The sequence below is a fragment of the Mycobacterium sp. genome (assembly GCF_050701675.1).
Lineage (GTDB): Bacteria > Actinomycetota > Actinomycetes > Mycobacteriales > Mycobacteriaceae > Mycobacterium.
The window spans coordinates 1-6,087 of the sequence record NZ_JBOGDD010000801.1; the positions used below are offsets into that span (position 1 = coordinate 1).

The window sequence follows — 6,087 nt, forward strand, 5'->3', positions numbered from 1 at the left end:
TCAACCGAGTTGGCTCACTCAACGGGATGTCGACCCCGAGCACGCGACGGATGCTGTCCTCGAATTCGGTGAGGGACATCTGCTCCCGTTCGTCGTACGGTGCTGCTTCCTCGAGGCAGGTGTAGAGACCCAGATCGTCTGGGGTGTAGGAGCTGATCGCGAAGATGCCGTTGGGCGTCTGGGTGTAACCGGCGCGGACCAGGCCGAGGCCGGGGATGTCGTAGTCGCCGTCGTCGCGCAGCGTCACCGAGTCGGGCATGGCGAACGACCCCAGCCGGTGCACGTCCGGATAGCTGATGCCGGGGAACGCGATGCCCGCCATGTCGCGGACCCGGCTGCCCACGCCATCGCAGCCCACCAGGAAGCGCGCCGTGGCGCGGTACGCGCCGTCGGGTCCGCGCACGTCCGCGGTCACGTCTTCGTTGTTCTGGCTCAGGCCCGTCACGTGGTGTCCGCGGCGGATGTCGGCGCCGCGTTCGTCGGCGATCTCCTCGAGAAGGCTCTCCATCCGTGGCTGAGGGAGCAGCAGGGCCTGCATCGGAGGATCGACGAGTTGGGTGAGATCGACGTGCAGGCTGCCGAAGGGGAATCGGGGTGCCGGGCGGGGCTGGCCGCTGGCCGTCTCGAAGCGCTCAAGCAGGCCTCGGTGGCGCAGCAGGTCGAGGATCTGGCCGCCGAGACCGCCGGCCTTCTTGACGGCATACGGCTCGGTCCGTCGCTCCAGCACCAGCGTGCGCACTCCCGCCAGGCGCAACTCGCCGGCCAGCATCAGGCCGGTCGGTGCTGCGCCGACGATGATCACGTCGGTGTCGATGTCAGGCATTCACTACTCCCATTTGCGCTGGTGGTGGCTTCGGTCAGCGAGTATGGGGTATGCCGGGGGTCTTGCCGCAAGCCCCCTGGTGCGCTATACCTTGAGAAGGGAAGGAGCGGATTGCCGCCCTTCCCCTTTTCGTGCGCGACTTCTGCACGATGGCTGCGATTCGTCCGGGTCCGCGACCCTCGCGCAGAACTGGCGGGGTGGCCTGAACACCAATGGTATTCGAACACGCGTTCGATTACTCTCGACGCGTGGGATGGCACAGCGGGCCGCCGAGCTGGGGCGAGATGGAGCGCGTGCTCACCAGCAAGCCCCGCCGTGCCGGTTCGCGACTTCCCGAGCCGGTGGCCGACGGCGGTGACAGTCCGGCGTGGTCGCGCAAGCGTGGGAGCTACGAGGCACCGGACCGGCCCGCAGGGGGGCACTCCTCGGTGCCGTACGCCGAGCTGCACGCGCACTCGGCGTACAGCTTCCTCGACGGGGCCAGCACACCGGAGGAACTCGTCGAGGAGGCCGCCCGGCTGAACCTGCGGGCCATCGCGCTGACCGACCACGACGGGCTGTACGGGGTGGTCCGGTTCGCCGAGGCGGCCAGGGAGCTCGACGTGCAGACGGTGTTCGGCGCCGAACTCTCGCTGGGAAACGTCGCCCGCACCGAGGTGCCCGACCCGCCGGGGCCGCACCTGTTGGTGCTGGCGCGCGGACCGGAGGGCTATCGGCGGCTGTCGCGTGAGCTCGCGAAGGCCCATCTGGCTGGCGGCGAGAAAGGCAAGCCGCGCTATGACTTCGACGTGCTGACCGAGGCTGCGGGTGGGCACTGGCACGTCCTCACCGGATGTCGCAAGGGCCACGTGCGCCAAGCACTGTCGACGGGCGGTCCGGAGGCTGCCGAAGCCGCGCTCGCCGACCTGGTCGACCGGTTCGGGCGCTCGCGGGTCAGCGTCGAGCTCACCCGTCACGGCCACCCGCTCGACGACGAGCGCAACGCCACCCTTGCCGAACTGGCGGTGCGGTTCGGATTGAATGTCGTCGCCACCACCGCGGCGCACTTCGCCGAGCCCGCCCGCGGCAGGCTGGCCATGGCGATGGGGGCCATCCGGGCGCGCAACTCGATGGACGAGGCGGGCGGTTGGCTTGCGCCGCTTGGTGGTTCACACCTGCGGTCGGGGGAGGAGATGGAGCGACTGTTCGCCCACCACCCAGGCGCAGTGACGGCAGCGGCCGAGCTTGGCGAGCAGTGCGCGTTCGGCCTGGCGCTCATCGCCCCGAAGCTGCCGCCGTTCGACGTCCCGGAGGGGCACACCGAGGACAGCTGGCTGCGGCACCTGGTGATCACCGGAGCGCGCAACCGGTACGGGCCGCCGGAACGCGCGCCGCGGGCATACGCCCAGATCGAGCACGAGCTGAGGGTCATCGCGCAGTTGACCTTCCCCGGTTACTTCCTGGTGGTGCACGACATCACCCGGTTCTGCAAGGAGAACGACATCCTGTGCCAGGGCAGGGGATCGGCGGCCAACTCGGCAGTCTGTTACGCGCTTGGCGTCACCAACGTCGACCCGGTCGCCAACGAGTTGTTGTTCGAGCGGTTCCTGTCACCCGCCCGCGACGGGCCGCCGGACATCGACATCGACATCGAATCGGACCTACGCGAGAAGGCGATTCAGTACGTCTACGAGCGCTACGGTCGCGACTACGCCGCCCAGGTCGCCAACGTCATCACCTATCGCGGCCGCAGTGCGGTCCGTGACATGGCAAGGGCGCTGGGGTTCTCCCAAGGGCAGCAGGATGCCTGGAGCAAGCAGATCAGCAGGTGGAACGGGCTCGCCGACTCACCCGACGTCGAGGAGGTTCCCAAGCAGGTGATCGACCTGGCGCTACAGATCAAGGATCTACCACGGCACATGGGCATCCACTCCGGCGGCATGGTGATCTGCGACCGGCCGATCGCCGACGTGTGCCCGGTGGAGTGGGCGCGCATGGAGAACCGCAGCGTGCTGCAGTGGGACAAGGATGATTGTGCGGCAATAGGTTTGGTGAAGTTCGACCTGCTCGGACTCGGCATGCTCTCGGCGCTGCACTACGCCATCGACCTGGCCGCAGAGCACAAGGGACTCGAGGTCGATCTGTCCAAGCTCGATCTGTCCGAGCAGGCGGTGTACGAGATGCTGCAGCGCGCCGACTCGGTCGGGGTCTTCCAGGTGGAGTCCCGCGCGCAGATGGCCACGTTGCCCCGGTTGAAGCCGAGGGTGTTCTACGACCTGGTGGTCGAGGTGGCGTTGATCCGGCCAGGGCCCATCCAGGGCGGCTCGGTGCACCCCTACATTCGGCGCCGCAACGAGGAGGAGGAGGTGACCTATGACCACCCGTCGATGGAGCAGGCACTACGTAAGACGTTGGGAATTCCTCTGTTTCAGGAACAGCTGATGCAGTTGGCCGTCGACTGCGCCGGCTTCTCCGCCGCCGAGGCCGATCAGCTCCGCCGGGCGATGGGCTCCAAGCGGTCCACGGAGAAGATGAAGCGGCTGCGCGGCCGGTTCTACGACGGCATGCGCGAGCGGCACGGCATCACCGGTGAGACCGCCGACCGCATCTACGAGAAGCTGGAGGCGTTCGCCAACTTCGGCTTCCCGGAGAGCCATTCACTGTCGTTCGCCTCGCTGGTGTTCTATTCGTCGTGGTTCAAGCTGCACCACCCCGCGGTGTTCTGCGCCGCCCTGCTGCGCGCGCAGCCGATGGGGTTCTACTCGCCGCAGTCACTGGTGGCCGACGCCCGTCGGCATGGCGTGGTGGTTCACGGTCCCGACGTGAACGCCAGCCTGTCGCATGCCACGCTGGAGGAAATCGGTACCCAGGTTCGATTGGGGCTGGCTTCCGTCCGGCACGTCGGTGACGAGTTGGCCGAGCGGATCGTCGACGACCGAAAGGCCCACGGCGCGTTCACCTCTCTGGTCGACCTGGCGGGCCGGGTGCAGCTGTCCGTGCCGCAGACCGAGGCGCTGGCCACCGCGGGGGCGCTCGGCTGTTTCGGGATCACCAGGCGGGAGGCGCTGTGGGCGGCGGGCGCGGCGGCCTCCGAGCGTCCCGACCGGTTGCCCGGTGTGGGGTCCTCCTCGCGCGTCCCCGCCCTGCCCGGTATGACCGAACTCGAGTTGGCGGCCGCCGACGTCTGGGCCACCGGCGTCTCGCCGGACAGCCACCCCGTCCAGTTCCTGCGTGAACATCTCGACGAGGTCGGCGTCATCCCCGCCAACCGGCTGCTGTCGGTGCCGGATGGCACCCGGGTGCTCGTCGCGGGCGCGGTGACCCACCGGCAGCGGCCCGCGACCGCGCAGGGCGTGACGTTCATGAACCTCGAGGACGAGACGGGCATGGTCAACGTGATGTGCTCGAGGGGTGTGTGGGCGCGGCATCGCAAGCTGGCGCAGACGGCGTCGGCGCTGGTGATCCGCGGCATCGTGCAGAACGCGACGGGCGCGGTCACCGTGACGGCCGACCGGATGAGTCCGATCGACCTGCGGGTGAGGTCCAAGTCGCGTGACTTCCAGTAGGGCTCCGTTGACGTAGCGCTCGCGGCGAAGACGTGCGAGTGGCCGTATCCGCAAGCGCTATCTCAACGTCCGAGGATCAGCCCTCCGTCGGTGTGAGCCACACCTTGTCGATGGCGATGCGCAGGCGGGTGCTGAACTTCGCCATCGTCTCGGTCAACCCGAACTTGTCGGAGGTTTCGCCGTACTTCGCCCAGTACGGCTCGTCGGTGCGGCAGTCGGCACCCTCGGCGGCGTTCGTCACCTCGCCACCGATCACGATGATCCCGCCGCCGTTGCCGTCGGAGTCCAGATTCAGGCTCACCAGCGGATGGGCCTTCACGTGCCGCACCTTGGCCGCGGTGGGTTCGGAGTAGACGAACAGCGCCGCTCCGTCGAAGTAGAACCAGACCAGCTTCGGGACCGGTTGGCCCGACTTCGCGACCGTGGTGAGCCAGCCGTACTTGGCGGTGCTCAGACGATCGACGACCTCAGGTGTCAAATCATTGCTCATGCAAGCGAATGTAGTCTCCGACTATGACTTCCACGCCGCTCGATCTCACCGTCGATGAACTGCTCACGACCACCCGGTCGGTCCGCAAACGGCTCGACCTGGAGAAGCCGGTGCCGCGCGAGGTGGTGATGGAGTGCCTCGAACTGGCGCTGCAGGCGCCGACCGGATCCAACACGCAGGGCTGGCAGTTCGTCTTCGTCGACGACGAAGAGAAGAAGAAGGCCATCGCCGACATCTACCGCACCGCGGCGACGCCGTACCTCGACGCACCCAAGCCGACTTACGGTGACGGCCGCGACGAGCGCACGCCGTTGGTCATCGACTCCGCGAAATACCTCAACGACCATCTGCACGAGGTTCCGATCATGTTGATCCCGTGTCTGGAGGGCAGGCCCGACGGTGCCCCCGCCGGGGCGAGCGCAGGGTTCTGGGGATCACTCCTACCCGCGGCGTGGAGCTTCATGCTGGCGCTGCGTTCGCGCGGCCTCGGTTCGGCGTGGACCACGCTGCACCTGGTCGGCGACGGCGAGAAGCAGGCCGCGGACGTCCTCGGCATCCCCTTCGACAAGTACTCCCAGGGTGGGCTGTTCCCGATCGCGTACACCAAGGGCACCGACTTCAAGCCGGCCAAGCGGCTGCCCGCCGAGCAGCTCAGCCACTGGAACACCTGGTAGCACCCGCACGGGGAAATGAACCGTCAGATGGCGCCGTCGAACCCCTGCTGGCGCCATGCCTCGTAGACGGCGATCGCCGCGGCGTTCGACAGGTTGAGGGACCGTCGGCCCGCGAGCATGGGAATCCGCACCTGCGCCGTGACGTGCGGGTCGGCCAACGTCTGCGGGTCCAAGCCGGTCGGTTCCGGACCGAACATCAGGACGTCACCGGGTTCATACGCGATGTCGCCGTAGAACGATTCGGCGTGGGCGGTGAACGCGAACACCCGCGCGGGCATGACGACCTTCCACGCCGCCTCCAGATCTCCGTGCACCGTCACCGACGCCAGGTCGTGGTAGTCCAGACCGGCCCGGCGGAGCTTCGGCTCGGACAGGTCGAAACCCAGCGGTTCGACGAGGTGTAGTTCACAACCGGTGACTGCAACCATCCGGATCGCATTGCCGGTGTTGGGCGCGATGCGCGGCGAGTAGAACATCACCTTGAACAAGCCCTGAGCCTCCCGGTCTGCGAGTACCTCGAAGGCTACGTCTCGAGGCCGACTGGCAGGGAAGCCC

At 67.7% G+C, this 6,087-nt stretch carries 5 protein-coding genes; 2 read left to right on the forward strand and 3 right to left on the reverse strand.

The window, feature by feature from the left end:
* The coding region (locus ACRDUX_RS24435; protein WP_526417361.1) for an FAD-dependent oxidoreductase at positions 1–823 on the reverse strand (823 nt) is incomplete at its 3' end.
* A gap of 248 nt (positions 824–1,071) precedes the next feature.
* On the opposite strand from ACRDUX_RS24435, the gene ACRDUX_RS24440 reads away from it, so the two are divergent.
* Positions 1,072–4,368, forward strand: coding sequence for a DNA polymerase III subunit alpha (locus ACRDUX_RS24440; protein ID WP_526417363.1), 3,297 nt, complete (start codon positions 1,072–1,074; stop codon positions 4,366–4,368).
* A 76-nt stretch (positions 4,369–4,444) separates the two neighbouring features.
* Here the strand turns inward: ACRDUX_RS24440 and ACRDUX_RS24445 are convergent, their stop codons facing one another.
* The gene (locus tag ACRDUX_RS24445; RefSeq protein ID WP_526417365.1) at positions 4,445–4,858 is read right to left on the reverse strand and encodes a TIGR03667 family PPOX class F420-dependent oxidoreductase; all 414 of its coding nucleotides are present in this window, start codon (positions 4,856–4,858) and stop codon (positions 4,445–4,447) included.
* 23 nt (positions 4,859–4,881) lie between these two features.
* Between ACRDUX_RS24445 and ACRDUX_RS24450 the strand changes: the two genes are divergently transcribed.
* Positions 4,882–5,532 (forward strand): nitroreductase family protein, encoded by a 651-nt coding sequence (locus tag ACRDUX_RS24450; RefSeq protein ID WP_526417367.1) that lies wholly within the window; start codon positions 4,882–4,884, stop codon positions 5,530–5,532.
* Positions 5,533–5,555: 23 nt separating this feature from the next.
* On the opposite strand, the gene ACRDUX_RS24455 is transcribed toward ACRDUX_RS24450, so the two are convergent.
* Positions 5,556–6,008: a tRNA (cytidine(34)-2'-O)-methyltransferase gene (locus tag ACRDUX_RS24455; protein ID WP_526417369.1), complete on the reverse strand. Its 453-nt coding sequence runs from the start codon at positions 6,006–6,008 to the stop codon at positions 5,556–5,558.
* Positions 6,009–6,087: the final 79 nt, after the last annotated feature.

Bases quoted from the DNA above. Each gene is read 5' to 3' on its own strand.
- ACRDUX_RS24450 (WP_526417367.1), top strand. From the start codon at position 4,882: ATGACTTCCACGCCGCTCGATCTCACCGTCGATGAACTGCTCACGACC.
- ACRDUX_RS24445 (WP_526417365.1), bottom strand. From the start codon at position 4,858: ATGAGCAATGATTTGACACCTGAGGTCGTCGATCGTCTGAGCACCGCC.
- ACRDUX_RS24455 (WP_526417369.1), bottom strand. From the start codon at position 6,008: ATGTTCTACTCGCCGCGCATCGCGCCCAACACCGGCAATGCGATCCGG.